General features: G+C 43.7%; 16 protein-coding genes. 2 read left to right on the top strand and 14 right to left on the bottom strand.

The annotated features are described in order from the left end of the window. Positions 1-4: 4 nt before the first annotated feature. The 9 genes from KSX81_RS20490 to dnaN all read right to left on the bottom strand — a co-directional run bounded on the left by KSX81_RS20490 (position 5) and on the right by dnaN (position 12,048). Positions 5-2,419 (bottom strand): SLBB domain-containing protein, encoded by a 2,415-nt coding sequence (locus tag KSX81_RS20490; RefSeq protein ID WP_181990042.1) that lies wholly within the window; start codon positions 2,417-2,419, stop codon positions 5-7. Further along, positions 2,397-2,993 (bottom strand): UpxY family transcription antiterminator, encoded by a 597-nt coding sequence (locus KSX81_RS20485; protein ID WP_004297022.1) that lies wholly within the window; start codon positions 2,991-2,993, stop codon positions 2,397-2,399. Before KSX81_RS20485 ends, KSX81_RS20490 begins: the two co-directional genes overlap by 23 nt. Before the next feature lie 356 nt (positions 2,994-3,349). Continuing rightward, the gene (locus KSX81_RS20480) at positions 3,350-4,294 is read right to left on the bottom strand and encodes a tyrosine-type recombinase/integrase (RefSeq protein ID WP_004321252.1); all 945 of its coding nucleotides are present in this window, start codon (positions 4,292-4,294) and stop codon (positions 3,350-3,352) included. A gap of 359 nt (positions 4,295-4,653) precedes the next feature. After that, positions 4,654-6,360, bottom strand: a complete 1,707-nt coding sequence (locus KSX81_RS20475) for a serine protease (protein WP_118418252.1) — start codon at positions 6,358-6,360, stop codon at positions 4,654-4,656. 1 nt (position 6,361) lies between these two features. Continuing rightward, complete coding sequence (rlmB, locus tag KSX81_RS20470) at positions 6,362-7,105, bottom strand: 23S rRNA (guanosine(2251)-2'-O)-methyltransferase RlmB (protein WP_004297025.1); 744 nt, start codon at positions 7,103-7,105, stop codon at positions 6,362-6,364. A 41-nt stretch (positions 7,106-7,146) separates the two neighbouring features. Further along, a complete protein-coding gene (gene recN, locus KSX81_RS20465; RefSeq protein WP_004304014.1) occupies positions 7,147-8,808 on the bottom strand; it encodes a DNA repair protein RecN in 1,662 nt (553 codons plus the stop codon). A gap of 26 nt (positions 8,809-8,834) precedes the next feature. Next, on the bottom strand, positions 8,835-10,043 hold the full coding sequence (coaBC, locus tag KSX81_RS20460) for a bifunctional phosphopantothenoylcysteine decarboxylase/phosphopantothenate--cysteine ligase CoaBC (protein WP_004297027.1): 1,209 nt from the start codon (positions 10,041-10,043) through the stop codon (positions 8,835-8,837). Beyond that, the gene (locus KSX81_RS20455; RefSeq protein WP_004297028.1) at positions 10,043-10,822 is read right to left on the bottom strand and encodes a 3'-5' exonuclease; all 780 of its coding nucleotides are present in this window, start codon (positions 10,820-10,822) and stop codon (positions 10,043-10,045) included. The genes coaBC and KSX81_RS20455 overlap by 1 nt, the downstream gene beginning before the upstream one ends. 101 nt (positions 10,823-10,923) lie before the next feature. Further along, complete coding sequence (gene dnaN, locus KSX81_RS20450; protein WP_004297029.1) at positions 10,924-12,048, bottom strand: DNA polymerase III subunit beta; 1,125 nt, start codon at positions 12,046-12,048, stop codon at positions 10,924-10,926. Between the two features lie 153 nt (positions 12,049-12,201). Here dnaN and KSX81_RS20445 point away from each other — a divergent pair, with 153 nt between their 5' ends. Then, positions 12,202-12,576 carry a DUF3127 domain-containing protein gene (locus tag KSX81_RS20445; protein ID WP_004311494.1) on the top strand — a complete coding sequence of 125 codons (375 nt, stop codon included), beginning with the start codon at positions 12,202-12,204 and terminating at the stop codon, positions 12,574-12,576. A gap of 105 nt (positions 12,577-12,681) precedes the next feature. Here the strand turns inward: KSX81_RS20445 and KSX81_RS20440 are convergent, their stop codons facing one another. From KSX81_RS20440 to KSX81_RS20420, 5 genes are all read right to left on the bottom strand, one after another. Then, positions 12,682-14,256 carry a DUF3352 domain-containing protein gene (locus KSX81_RS20440; protein WP_004321257.1) on the bottom strand — a complete coding sequence of 525 codons (1,575 nt, stop codon included), beginning with the start codon at positions 14,254-14,256 and terminating at the stop codon, positions 12,682-12,684. 83 nt (positions 14,257-14,339) lie between these two features. Further along, entirely contained in the window at positions 14,340-15,098 is a 759-nt protein-coding gene (locus KSX81_RS20435) for an MBL fold metallo-hydrolase (RefSeq protein WP_004321259.1), read from the bottom strand. A 10-nt stretch (positions 15,099-15,108) separates the two neighbouring features. Then, positions 15,109-16,101, bottom strand: coding sequence for a UDP-N-acetylmuramate dehydrogenase (gene murB, locus KSX81_RS20430; RefSeq protein WP_004321261.1), 993 nt, complete (start codon positions 16,099-16,101; stop codon positions 15,109-15,111). Positions 16,102-16,148: 47 nt separating this feature from the next. Beyond that, the gene (locus KSX81_RS20425) at positions 16,149-16,997 is read right to left on the bottom strand and encodes a DUF4348 domain-containing protein (protein WP_004297036.1); all 849 of its coding nucleotides are present in this window, start codon (positions 16,995-16,997) and stop codon (positions 16,149-16,151) included. Continuing rightward, complete coding sequence (locus tag KSX81_RS20420) at positions 16,997-17,950, bottom strand: NAD-dependent epimerase/dehydratase family protein (protein WP_004311497.1); 954 nt, start codon at positions 17,948-17,950, stop codon at positions 16,997-16,999. The genes KSX81_RS20425 and KSX81_RS20420 overlap by 1 nt, the downstream gene beginning before the upstream one ends. Before the next feature lie 136 nt (positions 17,951-18,086). Here KSX81_RS20420 and kbl point away from each other — a divergent pair, with 136 nt between their 5' ends. Then, positions 18,087-19,280 (top strand): glycine C-acetyltransferase, encoded by a 1,194-nt coding sequence (kbl, locus tag KSX81_RS20415; RefSeq protein ID WP_004321264.1) that lies wholly within the window; start codon positions 18,087-18,089, stop codon positions 19,278-19,280. The last annotated feature ends 67 nt before the right edge of the window (positions 19,281-19,347 follow it).

Genomic DNA, 19,347 nt, shown 5'->3' with positions numbered 1-19,347 from the left:
TTCGTTATTTCTTGATTAAATTAGCGATAGAAGCAACCATCATTCCTAAAGTACTGAATGTAGTAGCATAACCTAAGATATTTCCAATATTAGTTTTCTTCTTAGCTTTACTAGGCACAATTATCTCACATCCCGGCTCAATCTGTCTCTTACCACTACCTTTCACTTTAGTTACCTGGCCGTTCATATAAACGATGAATTTCTTACTCTTCTTTGCATTTTCAGAATAACCACCGGCCTGATTCAGGTAATAATCCATATCTTCACCCTTTATATAAGAAACTGTATTCGGAACCATTACAGCACCATTAATCGTAACCGTATTATTGTTTTTCGGGATAGAAATTACATCACCTTCACGCAAGACAATATCTGCTGTACTTCCAGGATTCGCTAATGCTTTCTCCAAATCAATACCGACTGTAAAATGGTCCTCTACGCGAACACCCAAAGAGTCCATCATAGCTTCACCCAACTGTCTGCTCATCAAACGGATTACATCACTCATGCGTTTCTTTTCACTAGCATTGGCTACACGAGTCAATTTGGCACCACGTAAGTAGGCATAATTCGTTGCACCTCCAGCTTTATTGATTAAGTCCGAAAGACGTTCTTCACGACTGGTCATTGCATAAGAGCCTCCAAACAGAATTTCACCTTCAACAACTACATTCTGTTGAGCTTGATACCCCGGACTGCGACGTACATAAACTTCATCGTAAGGTTGAAGGACAAAGCCGGGAGTTCCATCTACAATAAAACCTTCTTTTAGAGAAAATGTATATATCTGGCCGATAGTATCGTTATCCACTGTACTACGAGGATTCTTAATCCTACGGGATACATCTACACGGACTACAGAAGCGGCTTCACGCAATCCACCTGCTTGAATGATCAAGTCTTCAAGGGTCATGTTATCCGCATAAGGATAGGAATCAGGTTTGGCTACTTCACCGTGGATTACGACGTTGCCTCTGTCTTCCAGGTCATGAATACTAGGAATATAAAGGATATCGTTTTTCATCAGGATGATGTTTTGGGAAGTACCGTCCATGATAGCTTTAATGTCTACTGGAACAACTTCGGTAGTCAAGTCCTCACGCTGGCGGTAGAGAACGGCACGGTTCAAGAAGGCATCACCGGTCAGGCCTTGGGCTTCGTTTACCAGTTCACGGACAGTATTCAGTTTTCCATTCAACTGGTAGATGCCGGGACGATAAACGGCTCCACGGATTTCAAGTTTGTTGATGAAGCGGTTAAGGATGGCTTCGGCGGTCACAACATCACCGTTTCGCATTTTATAGACACTATAGTCAAGGTCTTTGACTGTGTTTACTTCATATTCCTGTCCGTTCTGGCGTACGACACGTAAGGAACGGGTGTAGGCGTCGGCTTCAAAGCTACCGGCATAGCTGATAAGAGTGGATAGGCTTTCATCCTTTTTCATTTCGAAACGCATCGGGCGTTTCACTTTTCCGTCGATCTTAACCAATACGTCATAGGCGGGGACTATTACTACATCCCCTTCCTGAAGCCGGATGTCATCCTGAATGTTTCCTTTCATGATAAATTGGTAGACATCGATCGTGGCGATATTTTTGCCGTTACGTACCAGCTGGACATTGCGAAGGCTTCCTATGTCACTGACTCCACCAGCGCGGTAAAGTGCATGAAAGACTGTGGCAAAAGAAGAGAGGGAGTAAGTGCCCGGTTGGACAACCTCACCCATTACATTGATCTGGATAGTACGTATGCTACCCAAAGTCAGACGGATGTCAGAGGTGGGATCATTCGCATTATTAAGACCATTATATATCTTGTTTAATGTCTTTTTGAGATAGTCATTGGCTTCAGCAATAGTTAGTCCGTTCAGGTTGACAGGACCTATTTTCTGAATGTTGATCGTGCCGTCAGGAGAAATCTGTTGGCGGATAGTGTTCTGGCTGGCTCCCCAGATATCGATAATCACTTCATCACCCGGACCCAGACGATAGTTCAAGGGAGTGGCGATGTTGACGCTGGGTTCAAAAGTCAGGTTACGAGTGTTGAAGATATTTCGTCCGAAAACCTGGTTGCCGCGTGCGAGGTCTTGAGTGCTCGGGTGGTCTTCCAGCATATCGGAAGTGTTTTCTTTCATTTCCTCACGAAGGCGTGATTCATTGATGTCGGTACCCGTTGCATTGGAAGCATTGACATTGTTTTGTTGTTCATATAGTTGCTTCACACGAGTTGCCTGTTCTTTGGTCACACCTCTACGTGCCAGTTCAGAAGCTAGCTGTTTTTGTTCTTTACCCTGGCGGATGCCATCCTTTACATATTCAAGAACTTGGGAGTCGCTCATGCTTTGAGCCATTAAAGGAGAAAAAACTCCCAGCAACAGAATGAATAGAAATACGTTAAATTTTCTTCGTGTTGTCATTGGTGATTTTTGTGGATTCTACATAACCGATTGGCATATCTACACAAGCACAGCCAAGCATATTTAAACGAACGGCAATCTTACTCTTCCCGCCTACAGTCACAAGTTCGCCAACAAGTCCACTCAAAGGACCTTTTATGACACGAACTTTCTCACCACGCGCTAGTGGAGTATCATTCATACAGACTGCTTCTTCGGAATAATCGAGCATGAAACGGAAACGGGCCATCTGCTCGTCAGGAATAACGGCAGGAGTGCTCTCTCCACGCATCACCATATAACGGCTGACCGTAGAAAATGAAAGGACTTCCATACGTTCTTTTGGATTGACATGTACAAAAACCATCATTGGGAGTAAGACTGTATCAACCATCTTACGACGGTCACTCCATTGATGAATTTGTTGTTGAACGGGAACAAAAGAATCAATTCCCATCTTAGACAAACGCTCGGCAACTTTTTTCTCGTGATGCATTCGAACGAGTGCTACATACCAGCGTTTTGAGTGTGCTACGCCTTCCCCTGTCCCACTACTAGGCCCGGCATTTACTGATTTCGGTTTCGTTAAAATCATATTTTTTACCCCATGTTCATCCGTTACTTCTTAGGTAACGGAATTATATTCGCTACAAAGATAGGTAAAAATATTAATAGCAAACAAACAATAAACTTCTTTTTTTCCTTTTTCTCTAAAATATGCAACATAAATCTATCTGAACATGAAGGATAACATCTTCATGCTCAAAGGCTTTTTATTACCTAAATTCAAGAATGTTTTATATTGAATGTTAGGTGCCCGCTTTTATATTCCCTCATAATCGATTTTTTTCTTTTTTTCACAGCGATGTGTATTCTATATGTGTGTTGTCCGTTACCTAAGAAGTAACATCAGCATTAAGTCCCTAATCCATAATGCTTTAATAATATTAATCAGAGCATTTTAAAATTACAAACGTAAGAATAATTCAATTTATTTACTTTTGTTCTTTCTTCCAATTCGAAACCCTTTAAATATATCTGTGTTGTTTTAATAGATTTGTGTCCTAGTGATTCGCTAATCATTTCGATAGGTACACCTCTGTACTTAGCAGTCGTAGCCCAAGAATGACGAAGCGTATACGACGTGACGGGCGAATGTAGCCTTAATTTTCTAGACAGGCTTTTCAACTCATTATTAAAACGTCTCAAAGCTGACTGATACTCACGATAGGCTCCTTCTTCATTCCGCTTGTACGCTCCGCTTAATATCCGGAAAAGATAATCAGGATAGCCAGAACTCCGGGCGTCAGATTTATTGTACAATCCCCCAATTGCATTCTGCGCTGACTCCAGCACTTCTATACTCATAGGAGTACCGGTCTTGGTACGATTGTACTTCAAAAGCCCCCGCTCCAGATTGGACTTTTCCAAATGGGCTAAATCAGAAAAAGGCATTCCACAAAACTGAAATAACAGATTGGCAATGGCCTGCGTCCGACGAAGCTTTTCCGATTGAGGATCTTTGTTTAATAGCATGTGAAGTTCGCCGATCGGGATAGCTTTCTTCTGACGTGTGTCCACCCCGGTAAAAACATCCCGGAACAAACCATGTACATAAGGAGCCTGATGCATATCGACACCACGATTGTAGATACTACGCAACATACGCATATACGTAGAAATCGTATTGGGCTTCAAACGGGAAGCCATCAGATAGTTGCTATACCTCTTTAGAGTTTCACGGTTTATCTTACTAAACGTGATGGATTGAGTTCCACAAAACTGCGAAAAAGAACGAATAGCGTGTTTATACACATGGGCCGTAGAATAACGACCCTCTTGTCGCAAACAGTCGATGTAATTGTTTGCACAAATAGTAAATCGATTTTTTTCCATAAATTATAACTTATCTCATACGTGTTATTAAAAACGTGCGGAATATAGTAAGATTATAGATAAAATGAACCACGATTTTAAATTTACTTACTGTTTTAGATAGAAATTCGAATTATTTCTAAAAAAAATAAGTGAAGCCATGCAGTATTTTCAATAACCATGCATTTAACTTATAAAAGAGGGGAAAAAGGGAAATCAAACCATATATCATTAAAACCTACAACCTGAACTTAACAAGTGAAGTGGGGAAAAATAAAAAAGAGAGAGAGTTTTTTATACAACGTCCCCAAAAACGAGGAATCCCTGCCAATTTTCGAGTTGGCAGGGATTCATTTTTTATCTTCAAGAAGATGATCTTTTTACTTGCAGTATTTGGTTATCAATTCATCTGCATTCGGATCACCCAATTCTTTCGCTTTCTTAAAGTTGCCGCAAGCTTCATCTGTCTTCTTCAGCTGTATCTGGCAAAGTCCCAATAAACGGTAAGCCTCACCATATTTAGGATCAGTCTTCAATATATTATTTAAAATCTGAATGGCTTCTTCATACCGTCCTACACGGAGGTTTACAACTGCATGCTCTGCCTGGTAGGTGAGGTCTGTCGGATTCATCTCGATGGCCTTGGCAATATCGTCTAAAGCGCGTTGAAACTGACGTGCTTTCAAAGCTGCCTGTTCGCGATAATAATAGAACACGTCGTTCACTTCTCCCTTGACTGCCGTATGGTAAGCATCATAATCGAGCATTGCATTTCGCGCCTGATCGGCATTCATATTCATCTGCGCACGTTCCAACAAATATGGAGCAAAGTCGGCCGTAATCGGTTGCGGGCAACGGGCAATACAGCTATCCATTAAGGCTACCACTTCTTTCGGATCCCCTTTCAGCAGTTCTTTCGTCTTGGCAGCACTAAAGAAAGAGGCCGGAGAAGCAATATTGCTAGTATTTACCTTTTCATAAGCAGCCAAAGCACCAGCATAGTCTTGTTGGGCAAACAGTATATCACCTTCCATTTGAATGTAAATTGGCAGCGGATCAATAGCGATTGCCTGACGGACATTCTTCAAAGCAGTGTCATACGTCCAGTCTTTATAAGTTTTCTCCGGCTTCGATAATTGATAAGCATACATTAGCTTACCTATATTATAATATACATCATCTTTCTTCTGGGCTACTTTCAGAGCCTGATTAAAGTCGGCAACGGCTTTATCATACCAGGTCTGATCGTCTTTACCTTTAGATGCATAATAATTGGCACGACGGAGATAACCATCTGCATTGGCAGGGAACTGGCGAATGAAGTCATCCAACAGCTTTTCATAGTCCTCGCCCGAGAGGCTCGAAGAGGCCATGAACAGATACACTAATGCCTGATCTTCCGTTTCAGGTAAACCTTTCCGGATACCAATGCTTTTCAAGGCAGCGTCTCCCAAAGAAAGAGCACTGATTTTCTGCGACATGGCAAAAGCTGCTCCCGCCGCATAACAAGTAGTCACCGTATCGATACCGGATGATTTCTGCGCAATACCAAATACCTGACCTTCCGCATTCATCACCGGACAGCTCACCATCTTATCTTTCATATGCATGCTCAATGTATAATAATGGTATTCTCCGGCTACTTTGGAAACATCTTTCACCTTACCAGTAACGCAAGCAATACTTTTTTGTGTAGAATAAGGAAGCATCCATGCATCGGCTCCTGTCACCGGGGCTGTTTTGGCAACGATCAGTGCAGGCACTTTCTTCTCGGTGATAGCCACACGAAACTTAATGACATCATACATGTCATTCGCTCCAAGTATCAGGCTGACCGGCATCTGCTTGCCTTCGGAAGTAATCACTACCGCACGTTCGGCTCCTTTAAAAAGAGTATAATCTGATAAAGCCAATCCGTCTTCGGACACAAAGAATCCGTTTCCCGTATTCAGCATTTTATCATTCTTGTCATAAGTCACTATTGAGAAGACTGCACGTTTTGCCTTCTCTACCCATTTTGGGGTTTGTGCCATGCTTCCTTGTACCAGGAAGAAAAGCAGCAAAGGTAGAATTAAAATCTTCTTCATATCAGTCATTGTTTCTTTGTTTCACAGCTTCGTAAATCAGGATACCGGCAGCTACAGAGACATTCAGGGATTCGATAGTGCCCAGCATCGGAATTTTCACCCATTCATCACAGAGGGCAAGGTTTTCATAAGAAACTCCTGTATCCTCCGCTCCCATTATGATGCAGAGGGGACCTGTATAATCGGCCTTGGTATAGTCATAATCTCCTTTTTCGGTAGCAGCCACAATGCGGAAACCACTATCTTTCAGATATTGCAGAGTCGAACGGAGGTTCTGTTCACGGCATACCGGAAGAGTATGTAGCGCTCCTGCCGATGTTTTCACGGCGTCAGCATTGACCGACGCACTACCCCGGACAGGAATAATCACAGCATCGACAGCCGCACATTCGCAGGTACGTGCAATCGCCCCGAAATTGCGTACATCGGTCACTCCGTCGAGCATAACAAAAAACGGATTTTTTCCTTGCTCAAACAAGAAAGGAACAAGATCCTCCGCTTTCTGATAAGTCACAGAAGAAATGAAGGCGATCACTCCTTGATGATTTTTCCGGGTAATACGGTTGATACGCTCTACCGGAACACGCTGAACAGGTATCAGCGTACCTTTCAAAGCTGCAAAAAGCTCCTTGGAAAGATCACTTTGAATATCTTTCTTCACGAGGATCTTATCTATCTCTTTTCCAGCCTGAAGGGCTTCTATCACGGCACGAACGCCGAAAATCATTTCACTTTTATCTAACATCTGGTTGATTTACTATTTTACTATTTACTATTCACTATTTATCAGTTGCGGGCAAGCAGGGATTTGGCATTGCTAAGGGCAGCTTCGGTGAGAGTGGCACCACTAAGCATGTGAGCTATTTCCTCTACCCGTTCTTCGTCAGTGAGACGGCGGATATGGCTGTTAGTTTCCGTATCGCTATCTTTCTTGTATACCTTATAATGAGCACGCCCACGGGCAGCAATCTGCGGCAGGTGGGTGATACTGATTACCTGACGGTTGCGGTCGCCCATCTCCTGCATCATGTCCGCCATACGGTCGGCTATTTCACCGGAGACTCCGGTATCTATTTCATCAAATACGATAGTCGGCAGCTTGACGGCTCCGGCAATCATCGCCTTGATAGAAAGCATGACACGGGCGATTTCACCTCCTGAAGCTACAGAAGAGATATTCTGCAAGGTGCCGTTCTTATTGGCGGAAAACAGGAAGTTGACTGTATCTTCTCCTTGCAATCCCGGCTCTTTCTTCAGTCCCATTTCTATCTGGAAACGAACATTCGGCATTCCTAATGGAATCAACCGGACAGCCAGCTGTTTTTCTACTTCACGAGCAGCTTTCGTACGGGCTTTGGTCAGCACTTCTGCCTGTTGTTTCACTTGTTTATATTGTTCCTCTTTGCGAGCAGTCAGTTCGGCGATACGCTCATCATAGGAAGTGATGTCCGACAATTTGCTGCGGTATTCATCCGTTAGCGCTATCAATTCATCAAGGGTTTGTACCCGATGTTTCTGCTGTAAGGAATAAATCAGATTCAACCGTTCATTCACTTCGTCCAGACGAACCGGATTGAATTCAACGGAGTCACTTTGTAAAGAGACTTCGTGCGAAATATCTTTCAGTTCGATATAAGCGCTCTCCATACGTTCGGTAAGTTCCTTGGCCGGCTGATATACTCTTTGCAGATTATTCAGTGTATTCAGACTGTCTTTCAGATAAGAAAGCAAGCCACCTTCATCCGAAGCAAACGACTGCTCCACCCGGTAAAGTCCGGCTTTTATCTCTTCTGCATGACTTAATGTTTCAGCTTCCTGCTCCAGTTCTTCCTGTTCGCCTTCCACCAAACAGGCTTCTTCGAGCTGTTCGAGTTGGAAGCGGATATAATCTTCATCGGAGCGACTTTTCTCTGCCAGTGACACTAATTCAGCGAGTTCGCGATCTGTCTGTTTCCATTCGTCATAACACAGATGATATTTCGCCAATGCAGCGTCATTATGCGCCAGAATATCAAGCACATTCAACTGAAATCCTTCTTTATTAAGCAGCAGATTCTGATGTTGCGAATGTACATCTATCAGCTGTTCGCCCAGCTCTTTCACTTGTGCCAACGAAGCAGGAGTATCGTTGATGAATGCCCGGCTCTTACCGGAAGACTGCACTTCACGACGCAAAATGCACTCTTCATCATATTCCAACTCGTTTTCTTCGAAAAACGGACGCATACCATAGGCAGATATATCGAAACGTGCCTCTATGATACATTTGGAAGCTCCGTGGCGAATCGCTTTCACATCGGCACGCTGTCCTAACAGGAGTCCGATAGCTCCCAGAATAATTGATTTTCCGGCTCCCGTTTCACCTGTTATAACGGAAAAGCCTGTTTCAAAACTGATATCCAGTTTTTCTATCAATGCGTAATTCTGAATGTATAGTGAACGTAACACCTTCTATTTTAATTAAAGATTAAAAATTAAAAACCGGGAGACAGGGTGGCTACCAGACGGTCGATGATGTCTTGGGCTACTTCCGTCTTCGGCTTCAGAGGATAGTCTGTACGACCTTTCCTGTCAATGATACTTATTTTATTGGTATCATGGCGAAAACCGGCTCCAGCATCATTCAACGAATTGAGCACAATAAAGTCGAAGTTTTTGCGTTCGAGCTTTCCTTCGGCATTCTGCTGCTCATTATTGGTTTCGAGGGCAAAGCCAACCAATAACTGATTTTTCCCTTTCAGTGCTCCTAAATTGGCAGCGATGTCTTGTGTTGCCTGAAGATGGAGGGTTAGTTCCTCTTCTTTCTCCCGCTTAATCTTCTTGTCGGCCACTGTTTCCGGACGGTAGTCGGCTACTGCCGCACAAAGAATACCTGCATCAGCATCTGGAAAATAGATCTGTGAAGCCGCATACATTTCTTCTGCTGATTCCACATCTACACGCCGGATACGGGAATGTTTCGTTTTGAGCTGCACAGGACCTGTTATCAATGTCACCTGCGCTCCGCGACGGGCACATTCTTCTGCCAACGCAAATCCCATCTTTCCGGAAGAATAATTGCCTATGAAACGCACCGGGTCAATTTTTTCGTAAGTAGGTCCGGCTGTAATCATCACTTTCTTTCCGGATAGTTCATCACTCGAAGCGAAGAATTCATCCAATACCCGGATGATGTTTTCCGGCTCTTCCATACGTCCCTTTCCTACCAAGTGGCTGGCTAATTCTCCTGTTCCCGGCTCGATAATGTGATTACCGTAAGAACGCAGGATATCCAGATTTTTCTGGGTGGCAGGATGGGCAAACATATCGAGATCCATTGCCGGAGCAACAAACACGGGAGCTTTTGCCGAAAGATAAGTTGTTATGAGCATATTGTCGGCTATTCCATTGGCCATTTTACCGATAGTAGAGGCAGTGGCAGGTGCAATCAATACAGCATCCGCCCACAATCCGAGATCGACGTGGCTATTCCACGTTCCGTCACGCTGGGCAAAAAACTCACTGATGACCGGTTTGCTGGTCAAAGCCGAAAGAGTGATGGGAGTAATAAATTCTTTTCCCGCCGGAGTAATTACGACTTGCACTTCCGCTCCCTGTTTTATCAGTCCGCGAATGATATAGCACGCCTTGTACGCGGCAATACTGCCGGTAATTCCAAGAATTATTTTTTTTCCTTTTAGCATTATTTTGTAATCAAATTACTCATTTCACGCAAACGGATTTTTGTCAATGCCGCCTTAGTGTTCAACGTGAAATCACTATTCAAAATCCAACTGTAATATCCGGGATCTTTCTTCAAAACCTCGGCTACAGACATTCCTTTATATTTTCCGAAGTTGAACACTTCCACCCCATTATCATCGTACACCATGCGTCCGGCAAAGTCTACATTCTTGCTGAAACTTGAATAATCTGCCAGGAACGCAATATCATTCTGAAGATCGGAGTAACGGTCGAGCTGTGCTTTCAGCACTTCGTAAGTGGCCCGTGTATCTGCTTCGGCAGTGTGTGCATCTTCCAGATTCTTGTCGCAATAGAATTTATAGGCAGCAGACAGGGTGCGTTGTTCCATTTTGTGGAAGATCACCTGTACGTCTACAAATTTGCGTTTCGTCATATCAATGTCCACTCCGGCGCGAAGGAACTCTTCAGCAAGGACAGGAATATCAAAACGATTGGAATTAAATCCTGCCAAATCGCAACCTTCAATGTCCCTGGCTATGTTTTTCGCCACTTCTTTGAAAGTAGGGCAATCGACTACGTCGGCATCATAAATGCCATGTATAGCAGAAGATGCTTCCGGGATATGCATTTCAGGATTGATACGTAATGTTTTTGCTTCTTCATTTCCATTCGGATATACTTTCAGATAGCAGATTTCAACAATTCGGTCTGTGTTGATATTGGTTCCGGTTGTTTCTAAATCAAAAAAAACAATGGGATTTTTCAGGTTTAATTTCATTTCTAATTATTTTTTCCACCACAGAGTAACACAGAGTTCCACAGAGTGTTTTATGTATTTATTGCTCTGTAGAACTCTGTGTTATTTTGCGGTGATTACTATTAATCATTTAGCATCATCGGCATCAGCAGCATCAGCAGGTCTTCGTTTTCTTCCTGCTCTACCGGGATGATTACTCCGGCACGTGAAGGATCTGCGAGTTCGATGACTACTTCGTCTGCTGAAATATTGTTCAGGATATCGATGAGGAATGTCGATTTGAAACCGATGCTCATTGCTGCACCTGCATACTGGCAAACTTGTGTTTCTTCGGCAGAAGTAGAGAAGTCAATATCTTGTGCGGAAATCACAATCTGGTTTTCCTGCATACGGAGTTTAATCAAACTGCTTGCCTGCGACGAGAAAATAGACACACGACGCAAAGCTCCTACCAACTGTTGACGGTCTACGGTCACTTTGTGCGGGTTGTTCTGCGGAATTACCGAGTTGTAGTTCGGGTAACGTCCTTCAATCAGGCGGCAAACCATCCGGTAGCTTTCGAGCATGAATACAGCATTGCGTTCATCGAATTCGATCGTCACTGTGCCTTGTTCTTTCGGCAAAAGATTCTTAAGCAAAGTAGCCGGTTTCTTTGGAAGGATGAAGGCTGCACGCTCGTTACCTTTAGCTGCCAATGTCTTGCAACGCACCAGTTTATGACCGTCTGAAGCAACCATTGTGATGTCTTCTGTGGTAATATCGAAATAAATACCGTTCATCACCGGACGAAGTTCGTCATCGGCAGTAGCAAATACCGAACGGTTGATACCTCCCAGAAGTACACTTGCCTCCATTTCTACACGGACTGCATTATCACCCAGTGTAGCCGATTGCGGGAATTCATCCGCATTCTGCCCCATCAGGCTGTATTTTCCGTTCTGGTACTGCACTGTTATTTCATAATTATCCGGATTGATTTCAAATGTAAGTGGTTGTTCCGGGATTTCTTTCAGTGCATCAAGCAATGTTTTCGCTACTACGGCAAAACGCCCGTTTGTATCGCTTTCATTCACTTCTACGGTAGTCACCATCGTTGTTTCACTGTCGGATACAGTCACAGACAATGTTCCGTCTTCCAATTCGAAGAGGAAACAATCGAGAATTGGCAGCGCATTTTTTGAATTAATCACACGGCTGATGGCCTGTAAATGGCTGGAAAGAGCAGTACTTGAAACGATAAATTTCATATATTTTCGTGTATTTAAGTTTTAAATGTTCTATCGCACAAAGTTACGAAAAAAGATTTGGGCTGCCCAATAAAACAAAAGAAAAAAACAGGCATTGTGTGAGGGATATTACTAAAAAATTGTAACTTCGCCCCAGAATTTAAAATTATCGCAATGGAATTTACAGGAAAAATCATCGCTATCCTCCCCCCGAGAGGCGGAGTTTCAAAAACTAGCGGCAACGAGTGGAAATCACAAGAGTACGTTATCGAAAACCACGACCAATATCCGCGCAAGATGTGCTTCGACGTATTTGGCGCAGACAAAATTGAGCAGTTCAACATTCAAATGGGCGAAGAACTAACTGTATCATTCGACGTTGACGCCCGTCAGTGGAACGATCGTTGGTTCAATAGTATCCGTGCATGGAAAGTAGAACGTGTTGGTGCAGGTGCTCCGATGGCTTCCGGTTCTCCCGTTCCTCCCCCACCTCCGTCAGCTATGCCGGAATTTACTCCGGGGGATGCCAAAGACGATCTGCCATTTTAAACCGAAAGCCATTCGCCGGACGAATAAGCATAAAAAACTCCCGATAGGATTAAATTCTGTCGGGAGTTTTTTTTAGAAAAACGATTGTAAACAAACGGTCATTTTTTATTCTGATTTATATTTCAAAACAATGTTAGGATATACCACTCCGTCTGTACAGGCAAACTGAACAAAGAGGGTGAAATTATGGAAAAAATCGGCGTTACGCAGAAAAAAATCCGGTACAAAACGAACGTGGTTTTCTGATTGCCGAAATATGTGGTCAAAATCCGCCATCAACATAAAGTGGTATGAATCAGACAAGTGATCCATGCCTGCCTGATAGGCCATTGCTCCATTAAGCACTTCGCCTTTATCCAGTTGGCGAATATATTGTGACAGAGCATTCTCATCAGGAGCAAGCAACAAACGCCCGTCATAGAACGCCGCATACACATCCAAAGTGGCCTCCACAAAACTGGTCAGTTGTTTAAACAATGTTGTTTGAGGCAACCGATAGACCAAGTATGCCTTATTTACAGTATAACCAAAAGTAATACGGGGAGTTTTTCTTCCTTCATCTGCCGGAGCAGTATTGACAAGGGTGCGAAGCATCCTTTCAGCTTCCGTCACATCTGCCACAGATAGGCTCAAGACTGCCGCTGCATCCTGCAACGTATCTTCACGCTGAAAGAGACAGGCAACCAGGTCTTGCCCGGCATTTTCCATCAGATAGCGGGAAAATTCCTTATCTCTATTCTGCACTTCACTCGTGCGGACTGCCCCGTTCTGCTCCTGCGCATTTCCATAAGAAAGTAAAGACGCCCAGTCCGTAATCCCCTGTCTGCTAAAATAGAAAGCAGTGGAGGGCAGTGCTTCACCCGGGAAGCCTTTGACTGATTGCTGCTGGCGAAGTTGTTTTATAAATGCAAAGCAAGTATCTGCATCATGAGTGATGCCGGAGAAATAGATAAAATCATCTTTCATCTTCATGTCAAATTCCGTCCATCCCATCATCCCTTTCATACGGGTATAGATTGTGGCGGCCGCTACACTTTTTTTCGGAGCACGCACTCCTGTAAAGGTCGGATCATCCGCCAATGATTTGTCACTCTTATATGCATCAATAACGTTTTCAATCAGTTTTTTCTGAAAACTTAACGCCATAAAATCAGACGTCAGATAGCAGGCTAGAAAATCACCATCTGCCAACGGGTAAATGATTATTTCCTCTCCTTTGTAAACAAACGTTTTCGGTGGATAAAGCGAAGATATATATTTACGCACAAACCTGTTCACCAATTCTTTATCCCCATTTCCCAATCTGCAATAAAGTACCTGGTTCCGTTCGTTATCCGGTTCGTGGAAACTAATCAGCATCTGATTCATTTGCCGACTCAAGCCATGGGGAGTATCTTCCGAGAGGGCATAAAGGCTTTGTTTCAGATAAGAAAAAAGTTTGGATACATAAAGATATTGCTGATTTTTACTACAAGTCAGATCATCGACCCCCGCTACAAACTCGAGCACATCATCGGTAACAAATACGGCTGAAGTGGTGGATGGAACCAGTTCATAAAGATCAAAATCTTTCTGCCCTTCGGCCGCCGACAGTCTAAAAAAAGAGTACAATGCGAAACCTGAGCACAAAAGTACAACAGAAGACGTGATCGCTATTTTCACTATCGTACGAAGTTTCATAATATTCGCTGTTTATCGGCTAGGTGCAAAAATAATAATTTCTACAAAGAAAACAAAACTTTTGCTAAAAATTTCACCGATAATCAAAGATAGATATCCAATCCGTCGAATGCCAGGTGAATATTTTCCGGAAGGCTCTTTTCAATCTCCGCATGCAAGCCCATATCATGACTCATGTGTATAAAGTACGTCTTCTTTGCCTGAATGCGCTGCGCCACTGCCAATGCTTCTTCCAAATTCTGATGAGTAGGATGCGTGGCAATCCGAAGTGCATTCACTACCAAAACATCTATTCCCGCCAATTGTTCATAGGATTCTTCGGGCATGGTCAGCATATCAGTGATATAACCTAATTGCCCGATACGATATCCCAGAATAGGCAATCGGCCATGCATCACACGTAAAGGAAGCACCTCCGTGTGGTTAACTGAAAAAGCCTGTCCCACCGAGATTTCCTGCAAAGGAATGTCGGGAACTCCCGGATAACGATGGTCAACAAAACAATAGGGCATACGCAAGCGCAAGCCTTGTGCCACATAATTTTCCGCATAAATAGGCACTGAACCAAATCGGCAAAACGGACGCAAATCGTCCAACCCGCCCACATGGTCATAATGTTCATGCGTAATGAGCACACCATCTATCTTCTCAAAAGGAAGACGCAATACCTGTGTCCGGAAATCCGGACCGCAATCTATCAAAATTCGCGCATCATCTGTCTCAACAATAGCAGATGCACGCAATCGGTTATCTTTCGGATCGGTAGAAGTACAAACCGGACATGTACAGCCGATTTGGGGTACTCCCGTCGATGTTCCACTTCCAATGATTCTTACTTTCACTTGTTACTTCTCAATTTATTAAGTTAACTTCCGGGTGGATATCAATGCCGAACTTCTCATGAACAGAGGCTCGGACTGCATCTGAAAGCGCAAGAATATCGCTACCTTTTGCTCCACCAAGATTCACTAACACCAGCGCTTGTTTATCATGTACGGCAGCCGGACCTAAGGCCTTACCTTTCCAGCCGCATTGGTCGATCATCCATCCTGCCGGAATTTTCACCCGATCTTCTGCCAGCTCATAGTAAGGTATCCGGGGATATTCCTGCTGCAGGGCTTCCAGTTTTTCTTTCGGCACAATGGGATTCATAAAGAAGCTGCCGGCATTTCCCATTACCTTCGGGTCGGGCAACTTGCTCTCACGAATATCAATTATCACTTTCCGTACAACAGAAAGCGTCAATGCCGGATATTTTTCAAGCTCCTGACGAATGGTTCCATAATCTAACGTATAATGTTCTTTTTTACTAAGTCGGAAACGGACATAGGTGACAAAAGCCGACTTGTTTTCCGGGCGTTTAAAGATACTGTTGCGGTAGGTATATCCACACTCTTCCACCGAATAAACGCGTTCTTCAGCTTGAATGTTCACCGTTTCCACAGCTGTTATCAGATCTTTCACTTCAACGCCATAAGCTCCGATGTTCTGTACCGCGCTCGCTCCGACCTCACCGGGGATGAGCGACAGGTTCTCCGTTCCATACCATCCATGTTCTACGCAATATGCAACGAGGTCATCCCATACTACTCCCGCTCCCACTCGTACCGACACAGAGTGTTCATCTTCCTCCGTCACTTCGATTCCTTCAATGCGGGAATGGAGTATCAACCCGTCGTAATCTTTGGTAAACAGCAGGTTACTGCCGCCACCAATATGCAAAAAAGGTGTCACAATGGCACCTTGCACAATCAGCTTCTTCAGTTCTTCAACCGAAGAATATTCTAAAAAACGAGCGGCACTGACATCGATGCCGAATGTATTGTAGGGCAAAAGAGAATACATATATTTTTAGTTATAAGTTATACTGTTATAGTGCATCTTAACCTGTATCAGATACTTGTATCTTCAAACTTATACAATTCCCATTCTCCGGCTTTCCGGCGGAAATAAAGGATATTGGAAAAACCATTTCCGATACCTTTCAACGCCAGGATTTTCGTGGGCGAATCATCGTCATTCCGCTGTCCGTAATTAATATTAGAAAGGCGGTCGACAGGAAGTACCGGTTTGAAGGCGAACCACTGATTAAGATCGAGGGTTGTCTCCAAAATGGAGAAATCATCGTCCGGATCACTGGTTACAAAAGCCAACGGCTCCCGCACACGCTGACTCTGAAAAAGACTATCCGTTGCAAAATGTCCGAAAAACTCAACAAAGTTTTCATTATCACTTTGTTCAATGGGCCGCAGGTTGATTGCCTCCAGTATCCATGCACCTTTGATACGTTCAAAATAGTATCTTTTCACCATTCGTGTTTTCACGAACATCCACTCTACCTGCACAGAAGTGAGGGAGGTATCTCCTACTAAATCCATGTCTTCTTCTCTATCAAACAGCAGTGTATAATAATGCTGTTTGGTAAACAAGTCATCATGCTTCCAGTTGCGTTCCTCAATGTTTGACTTCTTATCTCCATTGTAGTAGGGCAATGGAAATTTCACACGCTGACGCTGTAACACATCATCGGAAGCAAAATTGTAAATAAAATCATCGAAAGATTCATCCGCCTGTATAGGCTGCGGATCTTCCGGCGATTTATCATGGTGGCTAGAATCGGCTATCTGCCGGACTGAATCCACCTCTTTAGTAATAGATGCGAAGGGGTCAATATTTGTTTTCTTGTTTCCACAAGAGCTCAATATACCGAGCAGTATGACCCCTGCAATTAGTTTTTTCATTATTTCAGTTTCTCTCTTAACTTTTCAAGCATATCCACCGTCATGCTTTCCAAATTGTAGGCCGGCTTCCATCCCCACTCTTCACGAGCACAGGTATCATCCAGACTATCGGGCCAGCTATCGGCTATGCGCTGCTTCAAAGGATCTATATCATAAATCATCTCAAACTGCGGCACATGCTTCTTGATAGCTTGATATATCGTTTCCGGATCGAAACTCATGGAAGCGATATTGAAAGCATTGCGATGTATCAATCTTGCCGGATCGGCTTCCATCAGTGTGATTGCTGCATTCAGCGCATCCGGCATGTACATCATATCCATTAAAGTGCCTTGCTTAATGGGGCACACAAACTTTTCTCCTTTCACTGCCGAGTAGTAAATATCGACAGCATAATCGGTCGTACCTCCTCCCGGAGGGGTCACATTCGAAATAATGCCCGGAAAACGGACAGCACGGGTATCGACACCGTATTTATTAAAATAGTAATCACTCAACAACTCTGTCGTTACTTTAGTGACTCCATACATGGTACGGGGACGTTGAATGGTGTCCTGCGGTGTTTTCGTGTGAGGCGTACTAGCGCCAAACGAACCGATAGAACTCGGAGTAAACACCGCGCACCCTTGTTCACGTGCCACTTCCAGCACATTCCACAATCCATCGATGCCTATTTTCCAAGCCAGCTTGGGTTTCGACTCGGCAACTACAGACAACAGAGCAGCCAAGTTATAAATCGTATCGATATGATACTCTTTTACTACAGATGCAATCGCCTCGCCGTCCGTTACATCAGCAATAGCCGACGGTCCCGACTCCTTTAATTCCCCTTTAGGTTCTGCACCCGGAATATAACCAGCTACTACATTTGCATTTCCGTAACGTTTACGTAGCTCCATCGTTAGCTCCGACCCTATCTGTCCGGTAGCTCCAATAATCAAAATGTGTTCCATTTTTTCTTCTGACTTAGAATATCAAGCTTAAATAGTGCGCAAAGTAAGCACTTTTTTTTCAGATTTTAATCAAAAAGACATTGTTATTCCAAGAAAAATTGTGTCCTTTGCAATATAACTTAATCACCCAAACACTATGTACGGTAAAATGCAAGAATATCTCCGCCAAACATTGGCTGAAATTAAGGAAGCCGGACTTTATAAAGAAGAACGACTGATTGAAAGTGCGCAGCAAGCTGCCATCACTGTAAAAGGTAAGGAAGTATTAAACTTCTGCGCAAACAACTATCTAGGATTGTCCAATCATCCCCGATTAATCAAGGCTTCGCAGGAAATGATGAACAACCGTGGATACGGAATGTCATCCGTCCGTTTCATTTGTGGAACACAAGATATACACAAAGAACTGGAAGCTGCCGTTTCGGACTATTTCCAGACTGAAGACACGATTCTGTATGCTGCCTGCTTTGACGCTAACGGCGGTGTATTCGAACCGCTTTTCTCTGAAGAGGATGCCATCATCTCGGACTCGCTAAACCACGCTTCTATCATTGACGGGGTACGTCTTTGTAAAGCGAAACGTTACCGTTATGCCAATGCTGACATGAAAGACCTGGAAAGATGTCTGCAAGAAGCGCAGGCACAACGTTTCCGTATTGTTGTTACGGACGGTGTGTTCTCAATGGATGGCAATGTAGCTCCGATGGATCAGATTTGTGATCTTGCCGAGAAATACAATGCGTTAGTAATGGTGGACGAGTCTCACTCTGCCGGTGTGGTAGGTGCCACTGGTCATGGCGTAAGCGAGTTGTATAAGACTCACGGACGTGTAGATATTTATACCGGAACGTTGGGTAAGGCTTTCGGCGGTGCACTGGGAGGATTTACCACCGGGCGTAAAGAAATCATTGATTTACTCCGTCAACGTAGTCGCCCGTATTTGTTCTCCAACTCATTGGCTCCGGGTATCATCGGTGCAAGTCTTGAAGTTTTCAAGATGCTGAAAGAGAGCAATGCATTACATGACAAGTTGGTTGAAAATGTAAACTATTTCCGTGATAAGATGACGGCTGCCGGATTTGATATTAAACCGACGCAAAGTGCTATTTGTGCGGTAATGCTGTATGATGCGAAACTGTCTCAAATTTATGCTGCACGTATGCAGGAAGAAGGAATCTATGTGACAGGTTTCTACTATCCGGTAGTGCCGAAAGATCAGGCCCGCATCCGTGTACAGATTTCTGCAGGACACGAAAAAGCACATCTTGACAAGTGTATCGCTGCCTTTATCAAGGTAGGTAAAGAACTCAACGTATTGAAAGCGGAATAACTCCGAAGCAAGGTTTCCTTGCGGAATCTATATTTTAGGCGCGGATTACACGGATCACACAGATTTC

This window comes from Bacteroides sp. MSK.18.37 (genome assembly GCF_019129155.2).
GTDB lineage: Bacteria > Bacteroidota > Bacteroidia > Bacteroidales > Bacteroidaceae > Bacteroides > Bacteroides ovatus.
This window is presented reverse-complemented; position numbering and strand designations above follow the sequence as displayed.